The organism is Streptomyces bambusae (genome assembly GCF_019400985.1).
GTDB lineage: Bacteria > Actinomycetota > Actinomycetes > Streptomycetales > Streptomycetaceae > Streptomyces > Streptomyces bambusae_A.
The window spans coordinates 33,610-58,015 of sequence record NZ_WTFF01000011.1 but is presented as its reverse complement, the minus strand read 5'-3'; the positions used below and the strand labels follow the sequence as shown (position 1 = coordinate 58,015).

Here is a 24,406-nt window from a genome sequence, read left to right as displayed (position 1 = left end):
GCCCGCAAGCGGCCCGCCACGGGCGCCACCACGCGCGGCGGCGTCACCATCAAGGCGAAGTTCCCGGGCCGCTGCCCGTGCGGCAAGCCGTACGCGGCGGGCGAGAAGATCACCAAGCTCGGCACCCGCTGGGGCCACCCCGGCTGCGCCGCCGCACCGTCCGAGGACGCCTAGCCAGCGCCTGTCCGGCGGATCAGGGCGGACAGGCCCTGGCAGCGGCCGGTGCGCCGCCGGGGCCGGCGGGCGGTGCGCTGCCGGTCGGGTGGACTCGGCGGCGGGTACGAGCGGCCGCACGTGCGGGTGCCCACCCGTCACCTACGGTCGGTCCCGGTGCGGCCGCCGCCGGTCCGCACGGAGCCGCTACGTGGAGGAGCCGCGCCCGTCATGACACTGAGCATCCGCAACCAGTTCGCCGGCACCGTCTCGGGTGTCACCACCGGAGAGGCCATGACGGCGGTCAAGGTCCGTCTGGACGGTGGTCAGGACATCACCGCGGCCGTGACCAGCGCGGCGGTGAAGGACCTCGGCCTCTTCCCGGGCTCCTCGGTCAAGGCGCTGGTCAAGGCCACCGAGATCGCCCTCGCCACCGCCCCGGTCACCGGCATCTCGATCCGCAACCAGATCGCCGGGCGGGTCACCGCCGTGTCCGCCGGCGGCGCCATGGCCGCGGTCGCGGTGGACGTGGACGGCGGCCGGCTCACCGCCGTCGTGACCAAGGACGCCGTCGAGGCCCTGGGCCTGGACGCCGGCTCCCCGGTGGTCGCCCTGATCAAGTCGACCGAGGTCTCCCTGTCGACCGACTAGGCGGGCGATGCGGGAGGAAAGCGAAAGGGCCGCGAAGCCCGTACGGCTTCGCGGCCCCGCTCCGGTCCGTGGCCGGAGGGCTTCGCTGCTACTTCTTGACCAGGTCCAGGCAGAGGACGAACTTCTCGCTCTCCCACTGCTGCGCCAGCGCGGCCTCGCCGACGTCGCACGCATTGGTGTCGAAGGTGTTCTCGACGACCTTGAGGACCTTGTAGTTGGCGTCCTTGTCCTCGCAGCCCTTGGTCTCCACCTCCGGGCTGTTGTCGCTGCCGGTGACCTTCACGCAGTCGCCCGCCTCGGCGCGCACCGGAGCGTTGAAGAAGTACGAGATGCCGAGCTTCACGACGACGGCGACCACGATGAGCACGACGACGTTCAGGAACTTGCGGCCCTTGCCGCTCTTCGGCTTCGCGGCAGCCTCAGGAGCGGGCGCGGCGGGGTGCTGCTCAGGGGCGCCGGACGCGTCCTGCGGGGGCGGCGGGGTCGTCATGGAGGGGTCCTTCCGGGGGAACGTCTGTCGAACGCTCGCACGCTACAGATGGCGCAAGAGGCCAAACCGGACAGGCGGGCACAAGCGGAAGGGTGATGCCTACTTGTGACGCGTTCATGCCCGGACGGAAACCCTTCCGTGTCCGCACGGTGATCAGCGGACCCGGCGGCGCGGGGCGGCGCCCCCGGCGGGCCCTCGGCCAAGGTCTCGTGCGCCAGGGTTTCGTGCGCTCAGTGTTTCGAGCGCACGGGGTTTCGAGCGCTCAGGGTTTCGTGCCGTCAGGGTTTCGCGGCCGTGCAGATGACGTACCGCCATGCCTCCTGGTGCCGGTACATCTCCACCCCGCTCATCGCGTTCACCAGCAGCTCACCCCGCCCCACGCCCCGCGCGAGCCCGTACGGCACCCGGCCGAGGACCGAGAAGGCCCGCAGCATGGGCAGGATGTTGCGGGTCGCGTCGTACGCCGTCCGCGCCGTGAAGCCGGCCTCCCCGAGCAGCCGCTCCAGCCGGCCGCGGGTCAGCGCCAGCATGCCGGGCATACCGGACAGTTCGCAGACCTGCGCCAGCGCGGTCCGCGCCCGCGCCGACAACTCCTCGCGCGGGGCGCTCTCGTACTCGAACATCACCAGCCGCCCGCCCGGGCGCAGCACCCGGAAGAACTCGGCGAGGCCCGCGGGCGGGTCGGGGGAGTGGACGAAGGACTCCATGGTGTAGACGCCGTCGAACGAGGCGTCGGCGAAGGGCAGGGCGTGGTAGTCGGCCCGCAGGAAGCGCGTCCGCCTGCCCGCCTCCCCGGCGTGCGACGACCGCTGCCGTGCGATGGCCAGGTCCGGCTCGATCCCGTCGATCCCGGTGACGTACGCCCCGCCCGCCCGCGCCACCGTACGCGCCGTGTCCCCGACCCCGCACCCGGCGTCGAGCACCGACGCGCCCGGGCGCAGCTCCAGCTTGCGGGCCGCGACCAGCTCCATGCGCCGCATGGCCGCCGCGAAGGCCCAGGGGGAGTGGCCCGGTTCGTACCACCCGAAGTGCCGGGTGCGCCCGAGCAGCGCCGCGTACCCGAGGCGCGAACCGAGCGCCCGGTAGTACGGCATGACGTGCCGGCGGTAGTGCGCCTCGGTCAGCCTGCTCATCGCTCCGCCCCCGGTCGGGTCCGTCCCCTCGGCACCCGCCGCCCGGGGGCTCCACCGGGCAACGACGGCAGCCCGTTCCGGGTCACGCGTCCGCTTCACGCAGGCCCCGGATGCACCGACAGGGTCCGGCCGGTGAATCCCGGGCACTCCCGCGCTCCCGCGGCTACCGCGTCATGCCCGCGTCGAGAATTGCTCGGCCGCGCCCATGTCCGTGCGCCCATGAGCGAGTTCGGGCAGGAAGACAGGTGAGATGCGCACGGCGACCCTAAGCGCAAATTCGCGGATCAGCCACCCACCCACAGACATTAGGCCAACCCGCCGAGAATCAGCCAGATCGCGAATGCGGGACTCCATGGAAGGAACGGGAGTCTCAACTTCCGGAAACGGCAGTGCAGCTTGTAACCGCACTTTTCGAAGGCGATGCATTTCTTGACCAGCTATGACGCACGTCACGCACCCTCCCGTGAACTTGCCCGACAATCGCCCGATTTTATGGTTGGACGGTGGCCGTCACCTGGTGCTTCCATACGGGAGCCGCGGGGATGACTCTCTCTCCCTGCTGTGTTCACCACCGTCCGTTTCCGGCAGGAGTCGTGCCGCTGGACGTGTGGTTATGATCATGCTGGGAGTTGGGGGCTTCCAGGGGGCGGTGAACCCGTGGACGGGTTAATTTTCCGTTGGTCGTACGAGGCCTCCACTTCCGCGTTGACACATGTTTCTGGAATTCCCGGAACCGACGACTAGGACGGCGATGAAGGCACGTAACGCAATTCTGCGGACTGTTGGCGCGGCCATGGGCGCGGGCGCCCTGGCGTGGTTCGCGATCGCGGGCGGCGTGACGGGTGGGACAGCCGCGGACGGTGCCGCGATGAAGACGGTCGCCGAAGAGGGCCCGGGCTACGCCATCGAGGACTTCGGCTACCCGAACGCCGACAAGATCCTCGCCGAGAAGGGCATCACCCTGAAGCGCGGCGACGGCCACATCACGTTGGCGGACTGCGACAGCACGACCGGCCTGCTCGAGGTCTGGTCCCGCGCCAACGACAGGATCTGCTTCAAGGTCACCGGCACCAGCGGCTGGCTGACGCTGGAAATCCCCTCCGTCTTCGCCGTCAAGGGCAACGACTACAGCACCAAGGTCGACATGAAGACGGGCACCGAGGCGAAGACGTTCGACGTGAACAAGAACACCTGGACCCCGGTCGGCGAGAGCGCGGACGAGCAGGGCCGCGAGTTCATGCTCATGGAGATCAGGACCGCCAAGTAGCACTCGGCGGGCATGTCCCGTGCGGCATGCCGCCGTCAGCCGTCCGGCTGCGCCCCTCGATCGTTTTCTGTGCTCCTGTGCACCTGTGCAACAGAAGGAAGAAGCATGTCTTCACCCCGTCCGCGTTCGGCGCGGATCACCGGCCTGCTCGTCACCGCCACCGCCACCGCGGTTTCGGCGGGCCTGGTGTCGGCCGGTACCGCGAACGCGCTCGCCGGTCCTGAGGCAACGGCCGGCCAGCTCGCCTCCGTCGCCAAGCTGAACATCGGCGACGAGGCCCACTCCCGTGCCTGCACGGCCACCCTGGTCGACCAGTGGTGGATCGCCACCGCCGCCAGCTGCTTCGCCGCGGTCCCCGGTCAGCAGGTCCTCGCCGGACAGCCCGCGATGAAGAGCACCGCCACCCTGTCGAACGGACAGGCCGTCGAGGTCGTCGACCTCCAGCCGCGCACCGACCGCGACCTGGTCCTCGCCCGCCTCGCCACCCCTGCCACCGGCATCGCGGGCATCAAGCGGGCCACCGCCGCCTCCGCCGCGGGCGCCGAGCTCACCGCAGCCGGCTTCGGCCGGACGAAGACCGAGTGGGTGCCCGAGAAGCTCCACACCGGCACCTTCACTCTCGGCTCCGTCGACGCCACCGCGCTGGCCATCACCGGCAAGGGGACCGACGTCCTGTGCAAGGGCGACACCGGCGGTCCGCTCCTCAACGCGGCAGGCGAACTGGTCGGCGTCAACAGCCGCTCCTGGCAGGGAGGCTGCCTCGGCGCACCCGCCACCGAGACCCGTACCGGCGCCGTCTCCGCGCGCATCGACGACCTGGGGGAGTGGGTGCAGCAGGTCCGGGCGCTGACCCCGGGCTGGAAGGCCGAGGCCGTCGTGCAGGGCGGTACGGGTCTGTTCCAGGGGATCCGGCTGGCGGACGGCTCGTGGACGGGGTTCACGGACGCGCAGTCCAAGGCCGGAGACATCGGCGGGGTGCGTACGGCCGCGGTGGCCGGGATCAACGGCGACACCCACGTCGTGGCCCTGGGTGGTGACGGGCGCCTGCACCACACCATCCGCAAGGCGGACGGCACCTGGGGCAGCTTCGGTGACGTCAACAGCCAGGCCGGCGCGCTCGCCGACATCACCCAGGTCTCCACCGTCTCCATCGGCACCGACCTGCACGTCCTGGCCGTCGCCGGCGGGAAGGTCTTCCACACCCTGCGCACCGGCGCCGGGAACTGGACCCCCTTCGGCGACGTCGCCGCCGTCAGCAGCCCGATCGGCGGCGTCACCAGCATCGCCACCGCCGGCGCCGGCGGCGAACTCCACGTCGCCGCCGTCACCGGCGGCAAGGCCTACCACGCCGTCCGCCGCACCACCGGCCACTGGACCGTCTGGGGTGACGTCTCCGCGGCCGCCGGCACCACCGGCCCCGTCAGCTCGATCGTCATGGCCGGCGCCGGCGCAGACAGTCACATCGTCATCGCCACCGACAACGGCACCCGCCAGTACCACTCCATCCGCTACGGCAACGGCACCTGGGCCCCCTTCGGTGACCTGCGGGACTACCTCGGCACCGTGACGGTCAAGTCCGTCGGCGCAGGCACGGTCGACGGGGAGCTCCAGCTCGCCGCGACCACCTCCGACAACAAGCTCCTGCACATCGTCCGGCACACCGACCGCACCTGGACCCCGGCCACGCAGGTCACCACCCAGGGCGTCACCGGAACCCTCGGCTCCATCTCCCTGGCCGGCACCCTCTGACACCGCGCACGGCCCCCGCGGCGCTTGCACGGCGCCGCGGGGAACAACACGCAGTCGTACAGAGCGCCCTGAAGCCCGAAGGAAGATTCATGTTCTCGAACCGTCCCCGCCAGGCGCGGATCGCCGGCCTGCTCGCCACCGCCACCGCGGTCGCCGCAGGCCTGGTCTCCGCCGGCCCCGCCCAGGCCCTCACCGGCCCCGAAGCCACGCCCGGCCAGCTGGCGTCCGTCGCCAAGCTGAACATCGGCGACGAGGCCAACTCCCGCGCCTGCACTGCGATCCTCATCGACGCATCCTGGCTCGCCACCGCAGCCAGCTGCTTCGCCGCCACCCCCGGCCAGCAGGTTCCCGCCGGCAAGCCCGCCCTCAAGGCCACCGCAACCCTCTCCAACGGGCAGGCCGTCGAGATCACCGACCTCCAGCCGCGCACCGACCGCGACCTGGTCCTCGCCCGCCTCGCCACCCCGGTCTCCGCCATCGCCACGGTGAAGGCCGCCACCACCGCGCCCGCGGCCGGTGCGGACCTCACCGCCGCCGGGTTCGGGCGGACGAAGAGCGAGTGGGTGCCGGACAAACTCCACACGGGCGTGTTCACCACGGGCACCGCCGACGCCACCACGCTCACGATCACCGGCAAGGGCACCGACGTCCTCTGCAAGGGCGACACCGGCGGCCCGCTGCTGAACGCCGCGGGCGAACTGGTCGGCATCAACAGCCGGTCCTGGCAGGGCGGCTGCCTCGGCGCACCCGCCACCGAGACCCGTACCGGCGCCATCTCCGCGCGCGTCGACGACCTCGACGAGTGGGTTCGGTCGACGGTTCGCATGTCCGCTGCCCGTGACCTCAACGGCGACGGCCGTTCGGATGCCGCGATGGTCTACCACCACAGCAACGGCACGATCGGTTTCTACAGCTCCTTCGCCGACACTGCGGGTGGCTTCGGGGAGTTCACGGCCGGGTACACCGTCCCCGCGAGTGGTGGCTGGGACCGCAATTCGATGAAGCTGATCTCCGGTGACTTCAACGGTGACCGCCGTAGCGACCTGGGCATGATGTACCGCCACACCAATGGCACGATCACGATGCACACCGGCCTTGCCGACGGCGCCGGCCGCATTCAGGCGTTCACCCAGAGCTACTCCGTTCCCGCCAATGCAGGTTGGGACTGGAACGCGATCGAGCTGCACTCCGGTGATCTCAACGGCGACGGTCGTTCGGACGCTGCGATGGTCTACTACCACAGCAACGGCACGATCGGTTTCTACAGCTCCTTCGCCGACACTGCGGGTGGCTTCGGGGAGTTCACGGCCGGGTACACCGTCCCCGCGAGTGGTGGCTGGGACCGCAACTCGATGAAGCTGATCTCCGGTGACTTCAACGGTGACCGCCGTAGCGACCTGGGCATGATGTACCACCACAGCAACGGCACGATCACGATGCACACCGGTCTTGCCGACAACGCCGGCCGCATCCAGGCGTTCACCCAGAGCTACTCCGTCCCCGCCAATGCAGGCTGGGACTGGAACGCGATCGAGCTGCACTCCGGTGATCTCAACGGCGACGGTCGTTCGGACGCTGCGATGGTCTACTACCACAGCAATGGCACGATCGGTTTCCACAGCTCCTTCGCCGACACTGCGGGTGGCTTCGGGGAGTTCACGGCCGGATACACCGTCCCCGCCAGCGGCGGCTGGATCCGCAACTCCATGAAGCTCATCTCCGGTGACTTCAACGGTGACCGCCGTAGCGACCTGGGCATGATGTACCGCCACACCAACGGCACCGTCACCATGCACACCGGCCTCGCCGACGACGCCGGCCACATCCAGGCCTTCACCCAGAGCTACTCCACCCCCGCCAACGCAGGCTGGGACTGGAACGCCATCGAGCTGCCGTAGCTCCGCGTCCAATGGTTCAGCGTCCAGCGCGGGATACCCGCGCTGGACGCTCCATATGTGAGCCTAGGTCGCCGCTGCGGGGCGGTCCGTGCACAGGGCCCAGATGATGAACACGGCGATGGCGATGGCCACCAGTGACCACAGTGGCTGGTACGGCAGCCACAGGAAGTGCGCCACCACGGACAGGCACGCGAACGCGATGCCCGCGATGCGGCCCCACTCGGCGCCCTTGAGGACGGCGAGGCCTGTGACGAACAGCAGGATGCCCAGGATCAGGTGGATCCAGCCCCATGCGGTGAGGTCGAACCGGAAGATGTAGTCGCCGAAGCGCCGGTACACCTCGTTGTTCGCCAGCGCGATGATGCCTTCGAGGAGCGTGAAGACACCGCTGACGCTCAGCATGACACCGGCGAAGACCGTGCCACCGGCCGCCCATTCACCGCCCTTGGTGCCCGATCCCGGGCGGGGTCCGGGCGTCGCGGGCCCGCCTGCCGGGGGAGTGCTGCCAGGAGTGGTCGTCATAGCGCCACCTTCCTCGAGGTACCGACGCCCGGGCGCCGGGTGCGCCGTGGCCGGGTGCGCCGTCGGTAGGCGCGCCGCCGCGGCCCAGGCTGTTCGAGCATCGGCCGTACGGCCGATGCCGGCGAGCCGTGCGGGCCGAACGGGTGAATCCTCCCCTCGCATCCCGTCCCGCCCCGCCGTGCCCCGCCCCGCCCCGGTCACATCGGTCTGTTCTCGAGCACCGAGAGGACGTTGCCCGCCGGGTCCTTGAACCACGCGATCGCCGGTCCGGGCGGGTTCTCCCGGGCGATGCCCTTCTCGTCCTGGTCGAAGTCCTCGTACCGCTCGAACGTCACGCCGCGCGCGGCGAGGTCGTCGACGGCCCGGTCGATGTCGTCCACGGGGAAGTTCAGGACGGTGTACGTCGCCGGCTCGTGGGTGTCCTTCGGGTACAGCAGGACGTCGGTGTCCCCGGCGAGGTGCAGGAAGAGCATCCCGTGCTCCTCGGAGACCCGCAGGCCGAGCGTCCCGCCGTAGAACTGCTTCGCGTTCTCGATGCTGTCGACCGAGAACCCGCTGAATGCCTTGCTGTTTCCCAGCATGACGGCAGCCTCCGTTCACCCCCGTCCCCCATTCTCCCCCCGTCCCTCCCGTCCCGCCCGCGCCCGAAAATCGGTGGGGCCGGGCCCGGCGGGCCGATAGGTTGCCCCTTCGCCCCGTCCGCCCCACCCCGAACACCGGAGACGCCTTGTCCTTCCGCATCACACCGCTGACCGACCCCGAGACCACCTCGTCCGCCCGCCGCCTCGCCTGGCTCGCGGCCGCGGCGGACGGCACCCCGGTCGGATCGGCGTTCCTGCGCCTGTTCACCCGCCCGGGACAGGACCACCTCGCCGAGCTGGACCTCCAGGTCCACCCCGCCGAGCGGCGCAGCGGGGCCGGCTCGCGGCTCCTGGTCGCGGCGGTCGCGGCGGCCCGGGCGGACGGACGGCGCAGCATCGTCACGCAGGCGCCGGCCGGGTCACCGGGTGCGGCCTTCCTGTCCGCCCGCGGGTTCCGCACCGTGCTGACATTCACCTACACGCGGCTCGACCTCGCCGGGACCGACCCGGACGGCCTCACCGCGCTCGTCGACGAGCCGCACCCGGGCTACCGGCTGGCCGCCTGGGACGGCATGGTGCCCGACGAGTTCGCCGCCTCCTACGTCGCCTCCCGCCGGGCCATGGACGACATGCCGATGGGCGCCACCGACTTCGGGACCGTGGTGTGGGACCTCGACCGGATCCGCTCGGCCGTGGCGGCCGTGGAGTCCCGCGGCGACCTGCTGCACACCGTCGTCGCCGTCGACGCGTCCGACGGCACCGTCACCGGCTTCACCGAACTCGTCGTCCCCGGCGACGGGAAGGGCGACGGCCTGCACTACGGCACCGCGGTGCTGCCCGAGCACCGGGGCCACGCGCTGGCCCGCTGGATGAAGGCCGCCTCCATCCGGCACGCCCGCGAGCGGCACCCGGAACTCGGCGGCCTGCTGACCGACACCGCCGACATCAACCCGTACATGTCACGCATCAACGAGGCCCTGGGCTACGAGCCGACCCACCAGGCGTACGAGTTCCAGCTCGACCTCTGACAGCCGTGAGTCCGGGCCCGCTTCCGTGCGGGCCCGGGCCCCGGACCGCTCGCCCCGCCCGGATCAGACGCCGAGCAGGGAGCGCAGGTGGGCGCAGGCCCCGGCCTCCGTGTCGTGCGCGGCGACCGGCTCGTACGCGCCCTGCTCGAACACCCCGGTCTCCCAGCCTCCGCCACCCGGCCGGGCGCGCAGGTAGGCGAAGTCGGGCGGGGTGGGGGCGGGTTCGTGGACGCCCTCGATCCAGTAGTGCTCGGCGGGCACTCCGGCCTCCCGGAGCGCCCGTTCGAGGAGCAGGCGCGGGTTCACGCCGGCACGCGGACCAGATAGCCGTTGTCGATCAGCCACTTCACGTTCAGGCGCTGGCCCTCACCGGGGTTCAGAAAGGCCGGATCCAGCTTGATCTGCCGGCCGCCGCCCGGCTGCTCGAACCAGGGGGCGATGGACCCCTCCCATACGACGAACGGCTTGGTGACCTCGTACACGTGGTAGTCGCACGGGTAGGCGGGCTCCCGGGTGTTGAGGTTCTGCGGCGGCAGCGCCCGCTTCGCGTACGCGTCGCCGGCCGGGGCCAGGTAGCTGCCGTACTCGGAGCCGAAGCGGTCCAGCCGCTCGCCCTCGTCCAGCACCTCGGCCGCCTTGTCCACCTGGCCGTTGACCTCGGCGAAGCCGTCGTTCGGCGGGTACTTCCACGACCCGGTGTCGGCCGGTCCCTCCCAGTACTTCTTCAGGAAGTCCGCGGAGGAGAGCCTGCCCGTGCGGTGGTAGCCCTTCAGCAGCGGCCCGACCGGCTTCTGCCACTTGCGCGGCAGGTGCTCGGGCCCGAGCCGCTTGTCGCCCTCGAACTCGCCGGTGCACGCGGCGGGTGGGGCGGCGGGCTCGGCGGGGGCGGCCTGGGCGGCGGGTGCCACGGCGAGGGCCGCGGTGACACCCATCGCACAGAGGACGGCACGGATCCGCAGGTCGGTACGGTTGTGCTCCACGCGGGGGCTCCTTGGGGGACGGGGCTGTCGCTGTGGATCACACCTTAGTGACGGACCGCCAACGGACCGTGTTCGACGCCGACATGATTCGGCCATCCCGGGCCGCCCGTCCGCCGGCGGCCGGTGGCATGATCAGGACATGAAGACCCCACCTTCCCGGTCCCCCGGCGGCACGTACGTCCTGTTCGACGTCGACGGCACACTGGTCGACGCGATCGAGAACCAGCGCCGGGTATGGCGGGCATGGGCGGAGGGCCACGGTCTCGACCCCGACGAGGTGTACCGGGTGGCGCTGCGGACCCGCCCGGTGGAGACCTTCGCCGAGGTCGCCCCGCAGGCGGACCCGCAGGAGTGCCTGGCCGCCCTGCACGAGCTGGAGGACGAGGACGTCCGCACCGGTGTCTACGCGGCCTTCGACGGCGCGCGGGAGTTGCTGGAGGCCCTCCCGCCCGGCCGCTGGGGCCTGGTGACCTCGAACTACGCGCACCGGGTCCGCGGGCGCTTCGCCCGGACCGGCCTGCCGGTGCCCGGTGTCCTCGTGGACGCCGCCGCCGTGCCGGAGGGCAAGCCGTCACCGGTGCCGTACCTCCTGGCGGCCGAGCGGCTCGGCGCGGAGCCGGGGCAGTGCCTGGTCGTCGAGGACGCGCCGTCAGGGGTGCGCTCGGGGCTGAGCGCCGGCATGACGGTCTGGGGCGTCAACACCCCCGCCCCCGTCGACGGCGTCCACCGCCACTTCCCGACCCTGGCCGCCGCCGCACCCGAGATCCTGGCCTTCGCGGCCGGCGTCCCGGCCGGGTCGGCCTGACGGACCGGGCCGGGCCGCCGCCGCCTCGTACGCCTCGCCCACCGCCACGGCGCCGCCGACCGTCACCTCGTACCGCCCCGGGAACCGGACGACGTGGTCGGACCGGCGGTGCACGAGGAGCCGGCCCCCGCCGTCCCGGCACACGGTCGCGGCTATCCGGTGCAGCCAGCCGCGCCGGACGGCCTCGGCCCGGCTCACCACGCCCAGCACCCGGTCCTGCTCGTCCACCCGTTCGACCATCTCGTCCATGGCCCCACCATCGCAGGCCCCTCTGACAGCCGCCGGCGCCCTCCACTCGCATGGGCCGCGGTGGGGGCGCGCGGCCATACTGAAAGCAGGACGAAACAACCGCAGGGGGGCCGTACGGAGGGACGGCGGCGATGCAGCAGGCGCCCTTCGACGACGAGGTGACCGGCGGAGCGGCCCGCGACGCGGGCGGCTGGCTGGGCAGCCTGCCGGTGGCGGTGGTGGCCACGAGCGCCGACGGGCGGATCGTCCGGTGGGAGCAGGCGGCACACGACCTGCTCGGCTACAGCCCGCCCGAGGTGCTCGGCCGGCACATCGCCGACCTGCTGCACCCCGGCGTGGACCGCAGCCTCGGCCGGTCCCTGTGGGAGGCCGCGGTCGCCGGCCGCGGGGTGATGGGCACGGTGACCGCGTGGCACAGCGCGGGGCGCCCGATGGAGCTGGAGATCTGGGCCTGCCCCGTCCCCGCACGCCAGCGCGGCGGCACGACGGTACTGGTGTTCGCCGCCGAGGCCGGGGCCGCCCAGCGGATCCGCGGCTCGTCGGCGGTCTGGGACGGCCTGTTCTCCCGCTCCCCGGTCGGCATCGCCGTGCTCGACACCCAGCTGCGGTTCCTGCGGGTCAACCCGGCCCTGGAAGCGATGAACGGCCTGCCGCAGGCCGCGCACGTCGGGCGGCGCCTGGTCGAGATCCTGCCCGACGTGAACGCCGCCGAGATGGAAAGCGCCATGCGCCGGGTACTGGCCAGCGGGGAACCGGTCCGCGACGCCCACCGCCACGGCCGCACCCCGGCCGACCCGGACCACGACCACGTGTGGTCCGGCTCCTACGTCCGGCTGGAGGACGGCGACGGGCGCCCGCTCGGCATCGCCGCGACGCTGATCGACATCACCGCCCAGGAGGAGGCCCGGCTGGAGGCGGAGGCCGGCCGCCGCCACCTCGCCCTGGTCAACGAGGCGAACTCCAAGATCGGCACCACGCTGGACCTGGAGCGCACCGCCCAGGAACTAGCCGACGTCGCCGTGCCCGACCTCGCGGACGCGGTCACCGTCGACGTCCTGGAAGCCCTGTCCACCGACGGCGAGCCGGGCCCGGGCCTGATGGGCGGTGCCGCGCTGCGCCGGCTGGGCAAGGCACCCCTGACCGGGTCGCCCGTCACGGCCGTCCTCGCCCCGCTCGGCCGCACCATGACCTTCCCCACCCACGCCCCCTACACCCAGGTCCTCACCGACCGCCAGCCGTTCGTGATCGCCGAGCTCGACGAGGCGGCCGTCGCGCCCGCGGCCCGCCATTCCTCCGCCCCCGCGGAGGTCCTGAGGCTGGGCGTGCACTCGTTCCTGATGACCCCGCTGCTGGCCCGCGGCGTGGTGCTGGGCGTGGCCACCTTCTACCGCACCCGGCCCGTCGGCCCCTTCACCGGCGACGAGGTCGCCCTGGCCGGCGAACTGGCCGCCCGGGCCGCCGTGTGCGTGGACAACGCCCGCCTCTACCACCGCGAGCACGACACCGCCGCCGTCCTGCAGCGCAGCATGCTGCCCCAGCACATCTCCCCGCCGCCCGGCATCGAGGTGGCCCACCGGTATCTGCCGGCGAGCGACGTCAACGAGGTCGGCGGCGACTGGTACGACGTCACGCCGCTGGACGACGGCCGGGCCGCGCTCGTCATCGGCGACGTCATGGGCCACGGCACGGCGGCCGCGGCGGTGATGGGACGCCTGTCCGCCAGCGTCCGGGCCCTCGCCCGCCTCGACCTCGCCCCGGAGGACCTGCTGCTCCAGCTGGAGGCGGCCCTGGCCGACCTCGCCGAGCCGATGCTCGCGACCTTCCTCTACGTCGTCGTCGATCCGGCGACCGGCCGGTGCCGGATCACCCGCGCCGGCCACCCGCCACCGGTCGCGGTCACGCCCGACGGCACCGTCCGCCTCCTCGACGTACCGCCGGGCCTGCCGCTCGGTGTCGGCGGCAGCCGGTTCACCACCACCGACGTCACCCTGCCCCCGGGCAGCCTCCTCGTCCTGTACACCGACGGGCTGGTCGAGGCGCGCGGCAGCGACATCGACGAGCGGCTCGCCGAGCTGACCCACCTGCTCGCCCAGCCGGTCCCGTCCCTGCCCGCCCTGTGCGACACCCTCATCAGCCACCTCGTCCCGACCTCCGCCGACGACGACATCGCCCTGCTGATCGCCCGCATCACCGGTACGGGTCCCTGACGCCGGGCCACTTGTGTCGGTGGGGCTGTGCATACTGCTGGGCATGGACCTCCCGCTCGCCCGGCGCGTACACCTGCTGCTCACCGTGGTGTTGGTGACGTGGGCGGCCCTGCTGGGAGGGGGCCTGGGGCTGCTGCTGGCCGGGCGCGTGATGGCCGTGGTCGTCGCGGGCGCGGCGGGGCTGGGCGCGGGGGCCGGGGCGTTCATCGCCCGCCGCCACGTCATGGCCCCCTTCCGGGCGGAGAGCCGGGCCGACAGCTCCGACAGGGCCGCCGTGGCGGACCGGGCCGAGGGGTACGCCGTGGCCGACGGGTACGCGGAAGGGCTGGCCCATGCCGTCCTGGTGGGCATCGCGACGTACCAGGCCGCGGTCTTCCCGGTGACCCCGTACGGCGTCACCGACGAGGAACGCGAGGCCCGCCGCACCGTCGCGTACCGCGTCGCCGCCCACGACGGCCTGCCGCACGCGATACGCGCCACGGCGGCCGCCGCCCTGGAGGCCGTCGACGAGGGCCTGGACGCCGAGTACGCCCGGGCCGCGCTGACCGCCCTGTCGGCAGCGGTCCACGCCCACCGCACCACGGGCTGACCGGGGCGCCGTCCCGGGTGCCGCGAGGACGCGTCAGCCGGACGCGTCAGCCGGACGCGGCACCCCGGCGGGGGCCCTCTTGCGGGGAAGGCGGTCCAACCGGTTCGGTGATCCGGATCAGCCCACGCAGCGGACGGAAGGCGGCCACGGATGGCGGAGACGACCGGGATCGGCACGGGAGAGCGCGCGCAGCCCCGTCCGCGGAAAGCGAGTTGGCGGCTCATCGGGCCCGGCATCGTCGTCGCGGCGACCGGTGTCGGCGCCGGGGATCTGGTCGCCACCCTCATCGCCGGCAGCAAGTACGGCTACACCCTGCTGTGGGCGGCGGTGATCGGCTGCCTGGTGAAGATCTCGCTCGCCGAGGCCGCCGGCCGCTGGCACCTGGCCACCGGCCGGACCCTGTTCGACGGCTGGCGCAGCCTCGGCGCGTGGACCACCGTCTATTTCACCGGATACGTCGTCGTCTGGGGCTTCGTCTACGGCGCCGCCGCGATGTCCTCCAGCGCCCTCCCGCTCGCCGCGCTCTTCCCGGACGCGATGGACCTCAAGATCTGGGCCGTGCTGTGCGGCCTGGTCGGCCTCGTGTTCGTGTGGTTCAACCGCTACGCCGTCTTCGAGAAGGTGATGACGGTCCTGGTCGGCGTGATGTTCGTGGTCACCGTCTACCTCGCGGTCCGCGTCACGCCCCGTCTCGGCGAGGCCCTCGCCGGCCTCGTACCCGTCCTGCCGGACGGCTCGCTCGTCTACACCCTCGGCCTGGTCGGCGGTGTCGGCGGCACCATCACGCTGGCGGCGTACGGCTACTGGGTCAACGCCAAGGGCTGGACCGACGCCGGCTGGATGAAGGTGATGCGGCTCGACAACCGCGTCGCCTACATCACCACCGGAATCTTCGTCGTCGCCATGCTCTTCGTCGGCGCCGAACTGCTGCACTCGTCCGGGGTGGCGCTCGCGAAGGGCGACAAGGGCCTGCTCGACCTCGGCGACATCCTCGCGGACCGCTACGGGGGCGCCACCGCCAAGCTGTTCCTGGTGGGCTTCTTCGCCACGTCCTTCACCTCGCTGATCGGGGTCTGGCACGGGGTGAGCCTGATGTTCGCCGACTTCGTGGCGAAGTACCGGCCGTCCCTCGTCCCGGCCGGCACGAGCCGGGAGCGGTCGCTGCCGTTCCGGGCGTACCTGCTCTGGCTCACCTTCCCGCCCATCAGCCTGCTGTACCTGGACCAGCCGTTCGGGCTGGTCGTCGTGTACGGGGTCATCGGCGCGTTCTTCATGCCGTTCCTGGCCCTGACCCTGCTGTGGCTGCTCAACTCCGCCCGGACTCCGGCCGAGTGGCGCAACGGCCGGCTGAGCAACGCGATGCTGGCCGCCGCCGGACTGCTGTTCGTGGTGCTGTGCGTGCAGCAGGTGCGGGAGCTTCCCTGGTAGCGCGCCCGGTCCCGGCCCGTTGCGGACGGCCCCGGTTCGGTCCCGGCCGGTCCCGGACGATCCCGGTTCGGTCCCGGCCGGTCCCGGACGATCCCGGCCGGGACCGAACCGGGACCGGACGCACCGGCGTGTGGCGGGTTCAGTCGTCCACGGCGTCCAGCACGGCACCGAGGTCCACGAACTTGAAGCCGGTGGCGGTGCGCGGGCCGTCCTCGGGGCTGTCGTGGCCGTCCTGGACCACGAGCAGGCCGCGGGGGAAGGCGCGGCCCAGGGGCTGGTTCAGGGCCGCGGCACCGTCGCACTCCTCCGCGCCGTCGAGGTCCCGGGAGCGCGCGGTGATCCGCACCCCGCCCTCGTACTCGTTGTCGTCCTCGCGCTCCCGGTCGTAGAAGGCGAAGGTGTTGTCGCCCTGGCTGGAGACCATGAGGTAGCCGTCGCCGTCCTTCTCCTCGACGATCGTCAGCCCCTCCACGTCCGCGGACAGCCGCCGGCCGCCGAAGCCCGGGTCGGCCCCCGGCGTGCACTCCTCGCTCTCCTCGTCGTACACGGCCGGGACACCGTACTCGCGGACCCGGTCCACCAGCACCGGCGCCGAGGTCAGATCGGCCCGCATCCGCCAGATGCCGACGTCCTCCTGGCCGGCGTAGAGCGTGCCGTCGGCGGCGTCGACGACCATGCCCTCGACCTGGGGCCGCTCGCCCGGATCGCCGCACGGGGTCCAGGAGGAGCCGTCGGGCAGGCGGAAGGAGGAGGGCAGGTCCAGGGTGCGCACCAGGCGGTAGCCGACCGTTCCGCCGGGGGCGGCGGTCAGTTCGAGCAGCGCGATCCTCGTCTCGTGGCGGCGGCTGACCAGGGCGTAGGAGCGGCCGGTGGACCGGTCCGTCCAGGTCGCCAGGCCGTACGCGGTGCGCTGGTCGTTGATCTCCTCCTGCGTGGCGGAGAAGACCGGGGGAGCGGTCGGGGCCGTGACGTCGGTCAGGGGGCCGCCGGGGCGCTCGCGGTCGATGCGGTAGAAGCGCAGCCGGTCGTTCCCGCGGTCGGTGACCACCGCGAGGTCGGCCCGGCCGGTGGACAGCCGCATCCGGTGGACCAGATCGACGTTGTTGAACCGCCCGGGGGCGTCCTCGGGCCCCGGCCCGCTCGGCGCGGGCAGCGCCTGCACCTGTCGCGCGGCGAGGTCGTAGACCCGCAGCCCGCCCTCCTTGGCCGTGGCGACGACCAGGCTCCGGTCGGGGTCGGCGGCGTTGCGCCAGATGGCGGGGTCGTCGGCGTTGGCGTCGCCCCCCTCCTCGTCGTCGAACAGCGTGTCGGTCTCCGCCACCGGGGTGACGGCGGGCAGCGGGTCGCCCGCACGGTCAGCGGCAGCGGCGGCAGATGCGGCGGCAGATGCGGGGGCGGCCGAGGTGAGGCCGGCGAGGACGGCGAGGGCCGCGGTCAGGGCGAGCGCGGCCGCGGCGGGGCGGGTGGAGCGGGCGGAGCGGTGGGGACGACGAGGGTCCACGAGGGGTCTCCAACGGGTTGGTCGGACGCGTACGAGGAGATGGCGGCTGAAGACTGGAGCCCAAGTGTGAAGGACGCGCCCTCGGCGGGCGACGGACAGCCGTGCATGACATGAACGCGACGTGTCATGGGTGAAGAGGGCGGAGAGGGCGGAGAGTGGGACGTCGCGGCGCGGGTGACCGGCGTCCCGGTGATCGGCGAGGCCCGCCCCGGGGCCGGCGGACTGCGCGTGCCGATGGAGCGGAGCTGAGCTGAGCGGGGACGGCTCGGCCGCCGCGCAACGCCGCGCCTGCGGCCGGCCGGTCCGATAATCGGTGGGGCGTTGGTCGCGTCATCCGGCACAATGCCCGCGATGATCTCCACTGCCGAAGAGCTGCTCGCCGCCCTCGAACCCCTGCCGCACGCCGCCCGGCTCCGGTTCACCGCCGTCACCGCGCACCGGCTCGCCGCCCGGGGCGCACTACGGCCCCTGCTCACCGCTCTGGACGCACTCGGCCCGTACGAGCGCCGCCTCGCCGCCCTGGCCGCCCTGACCGCCGGGGAGCTCGGGCACCTGGCGGCCCGGCTCGCCGACCCCGACCCGGTGGTCCGCCGGTACGCGCTGCGCGGCGCCCGGCGTCTGCCCGTCCCGGACGCTGCCGTCGAGGCCGCGTACGACGACGCGCCCGCCGTGGTCCGGGCAGACCTGGCACGGCTGTTGCGCGACGGGCGGCGGCCCGGACTCACCGAGCGGCTGGTGCTCCGGGTGCGCACCGAGTACGGCGACCGGGACGCGGCCCGCCTGCTGCCGGGCTGCTCGCCGGAGTTCACCGCGCGGCTGCTGCCCGAACTCGCCGGGGCGCTCGCGTTCGAGGACTGGAGCACGCTGGCCGTCCGCCGTCCCGTCGCCGTCCTCGACCACGCGGAACGCGAACTCGCCGACCTGCCCGACCGGTTGCGCGCCCGCTGGTGGAGTCGGCACGCCACGGCGATCGCCGCCGCCCTGCCCGCCGCGCCGGGGCGGGTACTGGACCTGCTGGAGCGCCACGGCCCGGACGACCTGCCCGGACCGGTGCACGACCGGCTGGGCGACCTCGTCGCGGCGGACGCCGAGCGCGTCGCGCGCTGGCTCGCCGAGCCCCGCCGGCGGGCCTCGCGGTGGGAACGGACACCCGGCCGGGCGGTCATGCGGCAGCTGGCGGCGGCAGATCCGCCGTCCCTGCCCGGGCTCGGGGCACGGTGGTTCCACCGGAACGCCTTCAAGGTCCTGCTGCGGACGGTGCCACCGGCGAGGCGCCCCGGCTTCTTGGACGCCGTCGTCGCCGCGGCCGGTCCGCACAGCAACGTCGGCGCGCACGCAGGGGTGCTCGCCCTGCTGCCGGCCGCCGAGCGGCAGGCCCGGGCCCGGGCCGAGGTCGAGGCCCTGCGCGCCGAACGCGGCACGGGCTGGGAACTCTGGGGCCTGCTCGCCCTGCTGCCGCCCGCCGAGGCCCGCCCCGAACTCCTGGCCGCCCTCGGTACCGGTGACGCCGACGACCGCGGGAGGCTCTGGGAGCTGCTGGCCGACAACGCCGGCCACACGCGTGACCCGCAGGAGGTGGCGGAGGTCCTCGCGCTGGCCGCCCGCCGGCTGACCAACGAGCGCGACCCCGTACGCGGGCAGGCACTGTCCGCCTTCACCGACCTGCCGGCACCGCTGCTGGCGGCGGCCCTCGGGACACGCGCATCTGCCGCCCCCGCCGCCCCCTCCGCCTCCGCGTCCAGCGCGCGGACCGCGCCCACTGAGCCCGCGGCGCCGACCGCGTCCGCCGTGCCGACTGCGCCGACTGCCTCCGCCGTGCCGACGGCGTCCACTGAGCCCGCGGCGCCGACTGCGCCTGCCGCGCCGACCGCGCCGACTGCGCCGACGGCGTCCGCCGTGCCGACTGCGTCCACTGCGTCCGCCGTGCCTTCCGCGCCGACTGCGTCCACCGCGCCGACGGCGTCCACCGCGTCCGGCGCGTCCACTGCATCCATCGTGCCTGCAGCGCCGATTGCGCCTGCCGCGCCGACGGCGTCCACCGCGTCCGGCGCGTCCACTGCATCCATCGTGCCTGCCGCGCCGATTGCGCCTGCCGCGCCGACTGCGTCCACTGCGTCCACTGCGTCCGCCGTGCCTTCCGCGCCGACTGCGTCCACCGCGCCGACTGCGTCCGCCGCGTCCGGCGCGTTCACTGCATCCATCGTGCCTGCTGCGCCGATTGCGCCTGCCGCGCCGACTGCGTCCACCGCGCCCACTGCATCCACCGTGTCTGCCGCGCCGATTGCGCCGACCGCGTCCGCCGCGTCCGCCGCGTTCACTGCATCCATCGTGCCTGCCGCGCCGACTGCGTCCACCGCGCCGACTGCGTCCGCCGCGTCCGCCGCGTTCACTGCATCCATCGTGCCTGCCGCGCCGACTGCGTCCACCGCGCCCACTGCATCCACCGTGTCTGCCGCGCCGATTGCGCCGACCGCGTCCGCCGCGTCCGCCGCGTCCACTGCATCCATCGTGCCTGCCGCGCCGATTGCGCCCGCCGCGCCCATTCCGTCCACTGCGCCCGCCGCGTCCTCCGCGCCCACGATGCCTTCCGCGCCCACGGTGTCCTCCGCGTCCACTGTGCCCACCGCGCCCACCGCGTCTGCCCCGCCCACCGCGTCCTCCGCCTTCGCGTCCGCCGCGCCGACCGCGTCCACGGCGCGGACCGCATCCACTGAGCCCGCGGCGCCGACTGCGTCCGCCGCGTCCGCCGGCGCCCGGACCGGGGCCGCATCCCTGGAGCGGCTGTGCCTGGATGCCCTGCGGGCCCGGGACTGCTCGTCCGGGACCCGGGACACGGTCCGGAGCCTGGCCGCGACCCTGCTCGCCGCCGCGGGCACCGCGGACGCACCTGTCGGCCCGGCCCCGGATGCCGGCGCCGGCCGTGCCGCCGCCCTGCGGACCGCCGTACGCATTGTCGACGCGCTGACCGCGCACACCGGCACGGTGGACCTCGGCCGTCCGGGCAGCATGCCGCGCGGCAGCGGCGTACGCGCCGTGCTCGACGCACTCGGCCCGTGGCTGGACCGGGCCGCCGCCCGCGGGGACGTCACGCCCCTGCTTGCACTTCTCACGTCCTACGGACACCGCGCGTACCGGATCCCCGAACTCCAGGACCGCTTCGAACAGGCCCTGCGCACCTGCCCGGACGGGGTTTTCGGCCAGCTCGCCGCGGCCTGGCTGGCCGACCCCGCGACCCGCGGCGACCGCGTGGCCGAGCTGCTGGTGCGGGAGCCCTCGGCGGTCTTCCTGCCCGAGGTGCTCGCCGTACTCGCCGCGGAGCGCACCGACCTGCTGGACCGCGCGCTGCCCGAAACCCCGCCCCCAGGCGGTCGGTTCCCGGTGGCCGGCACGCCCCGGCCGCTGTCCCCCTTCCGGTACGCCGACCGGTGGCTGCCCCGGCAGCAGGAGGCGGCGGTCCGGCTGGCCGCGGCTGTCGTCGCCGATCCCGGCCGGGGCCTCGGCGAACGTGCCGCCCTGCTCCGTGCGGTGGCCCCGGTGCCGGAGCACGGGCGGGCCCTGCTCCAGCGGTACACCGCCACCGCGTCGGCCGAAGCCGGGCCCGAGGACCCGGCGGGGTCCGCGGCCGGCGCAGCCGAGCCCGGTCCGACGGCAGCTCCGACGGGAGCGATGACCGCAGCTCCGACGGGAGCGATGACGCCGGCCCTGACGGAAGCGGCTCTGGACGCGGCCGCGCACACGGACGACCCGGCCTCGGTCCTCGCCACCCTGCTCGACCACGCCGGAGACGACCGGGCCGCGGCCGCCTGGTCCGCCGCCGGCCGCGCCGCCGCACACGCCCGGCCCAGCCGGGTCGCGGCCCTGCTCCGTGACGTCCTGACCCGCGAGAGGGGGGTGAAGGTCACCGTCCGGAAGGAGGCCGCCCGGCTCGCCGCCCGCCACCTGCCCCCGGGCGCCGCCACCGCGCTCCTGTCCACGGTGGGCCGCACCCCGGCCGTCCATCCGGACGTGCGCGCCACCGTCGTCGGTCTGGCCGCGACGCTGCTGCCGGCCGAGGAGATGTGGGCCCTGCTGGAGTCCGCGGTCACCGACGGGCCGGATGTCGCCCGGCGCGCGCTCCTGGACCTGTACCCGGCGGATCTGGCCCCGGCCCACCGGTCCCGGTACGGGGAGCTCGTCGCCCGCCTTCCCTTCGTGGCCGAGGAACATGTGGCGGACTTTGCCCTGTCCAACCTCCCCCACTGGGCGCGGTACACGCCCGCGGCCGGCAGGGCGCTGGCGGACGTCTACACCGACCTCGCCTCGCCCCTGACCACCTGGCGGTCGAGATCCGCTCTGACGGAGCTGGCCCAGTCCAAACTGCCCCACCCGATCGGCGGGGTGGAGCCCGGCAGCCTCATGCACGGCGTCGTGGACCGGCTCCTGGCGCTCGTCGCGGCCGGTGAACCGGAGGGCGGCGGGCAGGGCGGGGACCTGCCGGCACGCCGTCGTCTGCACTCCCTCTGCGACTCGCAGTTCCAGGACCCCCGGATGTGCGCGGTCCTGGCCCGGCGGCTGGCGGCCGAACCGGCCGTGAACGCCATCCGTACCGCCCTCCTCGTCCGGGCGGTCGACCTGGAGGCGGCCGAGCCCGAACTGCTGCTCGCGCTCCGCGAGCTGGCCGCTGCGGTCGAGGGCCGCCCCGTCCGCGCGGCCCGGGTGGCCGAGGAGCTGGAGGCGGCACACCGCTACGGCGGCCCGCTCGCCGACCCCGCCCCGGTCCTCGCCGCGGTCCGCGTCCTGGGCGGGGACGGCGGTCTCGTGGAAGGCCTTCTCGCCAACGGCCTCGTCACGGCCCTCGGTTCCCGCCAGAACTGGCCGGAACCCTGCCGCGCCGCCGTCGTCGAACTACGCCGCCACCTGGAACCGGAGGTCCGGGAAGCGGCGTACGCCACAGTGCTGGGCGGACACTGAACATCCCGCTCCGCACGGGGGAATTCTCAGGTCCGGATGTTGTGGAGATTGCGTCGGTGCTCCCTGCGGCCGTTGCCCACTGCGGCCGGCCGCGGTGTGGTTCTGCTTCCGCTCACAACCGCCGGACAGCCGTTGGATTGCCTACGAGGTGGACTTGGGCTTCCACAGGGTCAACTGGGCCTTGTAGCCAGGGACCAGTTTGTCGCCTGTGTTCTTGTCCACGTAGAACGCGACTTCGGTGATCTTCAACATCGCGAGATTGTCGGCGCTCGTCATCATGCACAGCATGTCGCCTTCGGAGATGAGGGCGCCCTCGCCGTGGAGTTGCCAGGCATCGAGGCTGCGCGACAGCTCATGTCCCTTGATGCCGGCATGGCACTGCTCTGCGGTGGGGCCCTCGCTCTTGCCGACTCCGGAGTAGGGGAAGACGAGCCGGTCGCCCTTGACCGAGGTGCTGATGTCGTCGATGGAGCTCTTGCGATCCTTCACGGCGACGTTCTTGTCGAGGTCGAAGTAGTTGTGCCTGTGACCGTCCGGCGGGAGCCCGATGGAGAACTCGCCACCCGCCTCCTTCAGGAGCTCGAACTTCGGCGCCGTGGACTCCGCAGAGCTGGGGCCGCCGCCCCGGGTGTTCTTCCCGTCTCCACCTTGGGTGGCTGCCCAGATGCCGCCCGCGATCAGGGTCACGGCCGCTGCGGCCGCGCCGACGAGCAGCGGCACCCGGCGGCGCGCCGGGGGATTGGGGGCCGAGGGTGTTGCGTCCGCGTGCGGCTGGACGGGCCGCGGCGGCGCGGCCTGGGTGGGGGCGTACGCCGGGGCGCCCTGCTGCTGGGGCGCCGCCTGGGTGGGTACGTACGTGGCGGGGTGCGGCGGCTGGGTGTGCGGGGGTGCCGGTTTGCTCAGCGTCAGGGCGGGGGACTCCGCCGGGGGCTGCTGGGGCTGCTGGGGCTGCTGGGGCTGCTGAGCGAGTTGCTCGCGGCGGGCGATCTCGCCGGCGAGAGGCGCCGGCAGCCAGCCGGTGAAGTCGCGAAGCGAGCGTGCAGAGGCGCGCTGGCACCATTCGGAGAGGGCGGCGGGGGTGGGGCGGGCGGCCGGGTCTGCCGCGAGGCAGACCTCGAGGAGCGGCCGGAGGTGGTCGGGGTAGCCGCTCAGGTCCGGAGGCTGCTGGCTGGTGTTGGCGATCTGCGCGGCGATGGAGAGGCCGGCTCCGTCGCCATAGGGGTGGCGGCCGGTGGCGACCATGGCTGCGATGAGGCCGAGGGCGAAGATGTCGGTGGCCGGGGTGACCTTCTGTCCCAATGCGTGCTCGGGGGACATGTACTGCGGGGTGCCGATGAAGCCACCGGTCCGGGTCAGCTGGGTGGTGTCGGTGGCGCGGGCGATGCCGAAGTCGATCACCCAGGGGCCCTGGGAGCTGAGCAGGATGTTGCTGGGCTTGAGGTCGCGGTGGATGACGGAGGCGGCGTGCACGATGCCCAGAGCGTGGGCGGTGCAGCCGATGAGCTGCAGAGCCGCGGGCAACGGCAGCGGCCCGAAGAGGGCGAGAACGTCATCCAGGGCGAGCCCGGGGACGTACGCGGAGGCGATCCAGGGCTGGTCCCCGTTCATGTCGTGATCGACGACCGGCACGATGTGGTACCCGGAGACACGGCGGGCGGCTTGCACCTCGGCCTCGAAACGGGCGCGGAAGTCCGGGTTCTGGGCGAACTCGCGGCGGATCAGCTTCAGCGCGACAGGCTGGTTGCCGCGGGTGTGGGTGAGGTAGACCGCGCCCATGCCACCCTCACCGATCTTGGCGACCAGCCGGTACCCGGAGACCTCCCGCGGGTCCTCAGGCCCCAGTGGTTTCAGAACAGGCTGATCGACGCGGTTCATCATGGTCCCCCTTGGTCGGCCGGCGATGGGCTGCATGTTAGCGACGGAATGCCCAGGCCATGCCGCGCGCCGGCGGCGACAACCGCGTCCTCTTCGAGGGGCCATGGCCCGTACCAGGACGTGACCTTGAGCACTTCAAGCCGTTCTGGCTCCGCCTCGGTGGTGCGGCCATGCCGAGTGCTGAAGGGGCCCCGAGCAGGCCAGCAGGTCGGAAAGCGCTCACGGTCAAGACCTGGGTCCACGGGGAGGAGAAGCTGGTCGTCGAGGCGCCGGCGGGCGAAGCGATCAGGTGGGTCATCCGGCCCGGTGACCGATGTGGCCCGGCCGCATCCGACGACTCCCGTCCGTCC

19 protein-coding genes and 2 pseudogenes are annotated in these 24,406 nt (G+C 73.2%); 12 read left to right on the top strand and 9 right to left on the bottom strand.

The annotated features are described in order from the left end of the window. Together GPJ59_RS37075 and GPJ59_RS03640 are read left to right on the top strand one after the other, a co-directional pair. Positions 1-174: pseudogene (locus GPJ59_RS37075) on the top strand (ribonuclease HI); the annotation flags it as partial. Between the two features lie 210 nt (positions 175-384). Next, complete coding sequence (locus GPJ59_RS03640; protein ID WP_219664883.1) at positions 385-804, top strand: TOBE domain-containing protein; 420 nt, start codon at positions 385-387, stop codon at positions 802-804. A gap of 88 nt (positions 805-892) precedes the next feature. Here the strand turns inward: GPJ59_RS03640 and GPJ59_RS03635 are convergent, their stop codons facing one another. Continuing rightward, positions 893-1,294 (bottom strand): LppU/SCO3897 family protein, encoded by a 402-nt coding sequence (locus GPJ59_RS03635; protein WP_219664882.1) that lies wholly within the window; start codon positions 1,292-1,294, stop codon positions 893-895. A gap of 278 nt (positions 1,295-1,572) precedes the next feature. Next, positions 1,573-2,427 carry a class I SAM-dependent methyltransferase gene (locus GPJ59_RS03630; RefSeq protein ID WP_219664881.1) on the bottom strand — a complete coding sequence of 285 codons (855 nt, stop codon included), beginning with the start codon at positions 2,425-2,427 and terminating at the stop codon, positions 1,573-1,575. A 751-nt stretch (positions 2,428-3,178) separates the two neighbouring features. Here GPJ59_RS03630 and GPJ59_RS03625 point away from each other — a divergent pair. From GPJ59_RS03625 to GPJ59_RS03615, 3 genes are all read left to right on the top strand, one after another. Beyond that, the gene (locus GPJ59_RS03625) at positions 3,179-3,694 is read left to right on the top strand and encodes a hypothetical protein (protein WP_219664880.1); all 516 of its coding nucleotides are present in this window, start codon (positions 3,179-3,181) and stop codon (positions 3,692-3,694) included. A gap of 105 nt (positions 3,695-3,799) precedes the next feature. Further along, positions 3,800-5,443, top strand: a complete 1,644-nt coding sequence (locus GPJ59_RS03620) for a S1 family peptidase (protein WP_219664879.1) — start codon at positions 3,800-3,802, stop codon at positions 5,441-5,443. A gap of 89 nt (positions 5,444-5,532) precedes the next feature. Beyond that, the gene (locus tag GPJ59_RS03615) at positions 5,533-7,341 is read left to right on the top strand and encodes a S1 family peptidase (RefSeq protein ID WP_219664878.1); all 1,809 of its coding nucleotides are present in this window, start codon (positions 5,533-5,535) and stop codon (positions 7,339-7,341) included. A 63-nt stretch (positions 7,342-7,404) separates the two neighbouring features. Here GPJ59_RS03615 and GPJ59_RS03610 read toward each other — a convergent pair whose 3' ends face one another. Together GPJ59_RS03610 and GPJ59_RS03605 are read right to left on the bottom strand one after the other, a co-directional pair. Further along, on the bottom strand, positions 7,405-7,863 hold the full coding sequence (locus tag GPJ59_RS03610; RefSeq protein WP_219664877.1) for a DUF7144 family membrane protein: 459 nt from the start codon (positions 7,861-7,863) through the stop codon (positions 7,405-7,407). Between the two features lie 197 nt (positions 7,864-8,060). Further along, a complete protein-coding gene (locus tag GPJ59_RS03605) occupies positions 8,061-8,444 on the bottom strand; it encodes a VOC family protein (RefSeq protein ID WP_219664876.1) in 384 nt (127 codons plus the stop codon). Positions 8,445-8,590: 146 nt separating this feature from the next. Here GPJ59_RS03605 and GPJ59_RS03600 point away from each other — a divergent pair, with 146 nt between their 5' ends. After that, positions 8,591-9,472, top strand: coding sequence for a GNAT family N-acetyltransferase (locus GPJ59_RS03600; RefSeq protein WP_219664875.1), 882 nt, complete (start codon positions 8,591-8,593; stop codon positions 9,470-9,472). A gap of 63 nt (positions 9,473-9,535) precedes the next feature. Here the strand turns inward: GPJ59_RS03600 and GPJ59_RS03595 are convergent, their stop codons facing one another. Further along, on the bottom strand, positions 9,536-9,778 hold the full coding sequence (locus GPJ59_RS03595) for a hypothetical protein (RefSeq protein ID WP_308120108.1): 243 nt from the start codon (positions 9,776-9,778) through the stop codon (positions 9,536-9,538). Next, positions 9,775-10,404, bottom strand: coding sequence for a TNT domain-containing protein (locus GPJ59_RS03590; RefSeq protein ID WP_258023809.1), 630 nt, complete (start codon positions 10,402-10,404; stop codon positions 9,775-9,777). The genes GPJ59_RS03595 and GPJ59_RS03590 overlap by 4 nt, the downstream gene beginning before the upstream one ends. Before the next feature lie 187 nt (positions 10,405-10,591). On the opposite strand from GPJ59_RS03590, the gene GPJ59_RS03585 reads away from it, so the two are divergent. Further along, positions 10,592-11,257: an HAD family hydrolase gene (locus GPJ59_RS03585; RefSeq protein ID WP_219664873.1), complete on the top strand. Its 666-nt coding sequence runs from the start codon at positions 10,592-10,594 to the stop codon at positions 11,255-11,257. Between the two features lie 9 nt (positions 11,258-11,266). On the opposite strand, the pseudogene GPJ59_RS37070 reads toward GPJ59_RS03585, so the two are convergent. Next, positions 11,267-11,506, bottom strand: a pseudogene (locus GPJ59_RS37070) (NUDIX domain-containing protein); the annotation flags it as partial. 131 nt (positions 11,507-11,637) lie between these two features. Here GPJ59_RS37070 and GPJ59_RS03580 point away from each other — a divergent pair. The 3 genes from GPJ59_RS03580 to GPJ59_RS03570 all read left to right on the top strand — a co-directional run bounded on the left by GPJ59_RS03580 (position 11,638) and on the right by GPJ59_RS03570 (position 15,730). Then, positions 11,638-13,713, top strand: a complete 2,076-nt coding sequence (locus GPJ59_RS03580; RefSeq protein WP_219664872.1) for a SpoIIE family protein phosphatase — start codon at positions 11,638-11,640, stop codon at positions 13,711-13,713. A gap of 43 nt (positions 13,714-13,756) precedes the next feature. Next, positions 13,757-14,302, top strand: coding sequence for a hypothetical protein (locus GPJ59_RS03575; protein WP_219664871.1), 546 nt, complete (start codon positions 13,757-13,759; stop codon positions 14,300-14,302). Positions 14,303-14,452: 150 nt separating this feature from the next. Further along, complete coding sequence (locus GPJ59_RS03570; RefSeq protein ID WP_219664870.1) at positions 14,453-15,730, top strand: Nramp family divalent metal transporter; 1,278 nt, start codon at positions 14,453-14,455, stop codon at positions 15,728-15,730. Between the two features lie 139 nt (positions 15,731-15,869). Here the strand turns inward: GPJ59_RS03570 and GPJ59_RS03565 are convergent, their stop codons facing one another. Continuing rightward, positions 15,870-17,231, bottom strand: coding sequence for a phytase (locus GPJ59_RS03565; RefSeq protein ID WP_219664869.1), 1,362 nt, complete (start codon positions 17,229-17,231; stop codon positions 15,870-15,872). A 126-nt stretch (positions 17,232-17,357) separates the two neighbouring features. Between GPJ59_RS03565 and GPJ59_RS37065 the strand changes: the two genes are divergently transcribed. Together GPJ59_RS37065 and GPJ59_RS03560 are read left to right on the top strand one after the other, a co-directional pair. Then, positions 17,358-17,480 (top strand): hypothetical protein, encoded by a 123-nt coding sequence (locus tag GPJ59_RS37065; RefSeq protein WP_258023801.1) that lies wholly within the window; start codon positions 17,358-17,360, stop codon positions 17,478-17,480. Between the two features lie 102 nt (positions 17,481-17,582). Beyond that, entirely contained in the window at positions 17,583-22,181 is a 4,599-nt protein-coding gene (locus tag GPJ59_RS03560) for a hypothetical protein (protein WP_219664868.1), read from the top strand. Positions 22,182-22,322: 141 nt separating this feature from the next. Here GPJ59_RS03560 and GPJ59_RS03555 read toward each other — a convergent pair whose 3' ends face one another. Beyond that, positions 22,323-24,056, bottom strand: a complete 1,734-nt coding sequence (locus GPJ59_RS03555) for a serine/threonine-protein kinase (protein ID WP_219664867.1) — start codon at positions 24,054-24,056, stop codon at positions 22,323-22,325. Positions 24,057-24,406 lie beyond the last annotated feature (350 nt).